The sequence below is a fragment of the Microcystis sp. LE19-131.1A genome, from assembly GCF_027532015.1.
GTDB lineage: Bacteria > Cyanobacteriota > Cyanobacteriia > Cyanobacteriales > Microcystaceae > Microcystis > Microcystis ichthyoblabe_A.
On the sequence record NZ_JAPZSS010000257.1, the window covers coordinates 1 to 1,471 of the forward strand.

Sequence of the window (1,471 nt, forward strand, 5' to 3'; positions counted from 1 at the left end):
TTTCAAATATTTTGAGTATAAATACTCTATATACTCACTTCTCTGCGATGCAGTCGCACTCGCGGGAGCGCATTTTGTAGCTTGCTTAAAGCTTTGTTTCTGTCTGTATCACTTGTTACTTTTTAAAATGAGAATTGCTGACAATCAAGTTCCAGATTAGCAATTAGCGTAGTTACACAAATGGAACTAATTGTTGGCTGCACTAACAAGTCAGAGTTACGGACGCTGGAAAAATTCCTTCAACAGTTTGATGTAATCAGAATTGACCAACCTATTTCAGACAAAGCGGTTGACTTACTTCGCTTGTATCGGCTAAGTCACGGTTTGCTGATTGCCGATGGCTTGATTGCAGGTACAGCAATAATATGGAATTACCCTTTTATCACCAAGAATCAACGAGACTACCGATTTATTCAAAATTTAAATGTATTACCCTACCCTTAGCGAAAAGCCTAACTAGACCGTTATGCCGCAAGTCCTCGGTGGAGGGTGTAAACAGCCGATCTTGTAAGCTGCGTTCCCTAATGTGGCTCCTACTGGTCCAGCGATCGATTTTTGGGGAACGCACCATGCACATTTATTGCAGCTGTGATACCAAATCCTGTTATAATAAAACGAGATATTGTAGGGTGCGTCCCATGCAGCCTTTACCTTTTTGAAAACACTTTCAATGATGTAGCTATGGACTGGGAAACTCGAATTACACTAAATCCCGATATTTTGGTGGGAAAACCTATCATTAAAGGAACAAGGATTGCGGTTGAATTTATCATCGATCTTCTCGCCCAAGGTTGGAGTATTGATGAAATTCTGCGAAACTACCCAGGTATTACAGTAGAAGATATTCAAGCTTGTCTTAGCTATGCTAGTGTAATGCTCAAATCTGAGAAAGTCTATGCTATTCCTGCTTAACTGATGCGTTTTCTAGCGAACGAAAATTTCCCCCTTGATGCGGTTGAAGCCCTAGGACAAAATGGCCATGATGTCCTGTGGATTAGGGTGGAATCCCCCGGAATCTCGGACCGGGAAGTTTTAAGTCGCGCCCAAGCAGAAAATCGTATTCTCTTGACATTTGATCAAGATTTTGGAGAACTCGCCTTTCGTTCAAGGTTGCTGGCCAGTGTTGGTATTATTTTGTTTAGAATAAGAGTACCTTCTGGATCTGTAGTCGCTGAGAAAGTTGCCAAGGTTATCTCATTGCGGGATGACTGGTATGGACACTTTACAGTTATTGAAGAAGACAAAATTGGCTCTTCGTTACTCTTTATGCTAAATCAACATACAAGATGCCAAGATAACATACTTCTAACCCAAAAATTCCAAAAGTTTTTAAAGCCATAGCCTCTCCGTTTTATTAGTTTAAGTTTATTGTTGATTCCCTCGACCACCCCATTAGTTGTCCTTCGCTCGAAATAACTAATGATTTCTCCAAACCAGTTTCGGATTGTTTGACAACTCTTGGTAAAAACAC

Annotated in this window: 4 protein-coding genes; 3 read left to right on the forward strand and 1 reads right to left on the reverse strand. The window is 40.6% G+C overall.

The genetic code is table 11. The annotated features are described in order from the left end of the window. Positions 1 to 162 precede the first annotated feature (162 nt). From O9323_RS18515 to O9323_RS18525, 3 genes are all read left to right on the forward strand, one after another. Complete coding sequence (locus tag O9323_RS18515; protein WP_149106813.1) at positions 163 to 444, forward strand: type II toxin-antitoxin system VapC family toxin; 282 nt, start codon at positions 163 to 165, stop codon at positions 442 to 444. Positions 445 to 681: 237 nt separating this feature from the next. Further along, entirely contained in the window at positions 682 to 912 is a 231-nt protein-coding gene (locus O9323_RS18520; protein ID WP_002779924.1) for a DUF433 domain-containing protein, read from the forward strand. Between the two features lie 3 nt (positions 913 to 915). Beyond that, the gene (locus tag O9323_RS18525; RefSeq protein ID WP_288125557.1) at positions 916 to 1,341 is read left to right on the forward strand and encodes a DUF5615 family PIN-like protein; all 426 of its coding nucleotides are present in this window, start codon (positions 916 to 918) and stop codon (positions 1,339 to 1,341) included. On the opposite strand, the gene O9323_RS18530 is transcribed toward O9323_RS18525, so the two are convergent. Next, positions 1,275 to 1,471, reverse strand: a 197-nt coding sequence (locus tag O9323_RS18530; RefSeq protein WP_288125558.1) for a transposase, incomplete at its 5' end; no start/stop codon positions are given. The genes O9323_RS18525 and O9323_RS18530 overlap by 67 nt on opposite strands.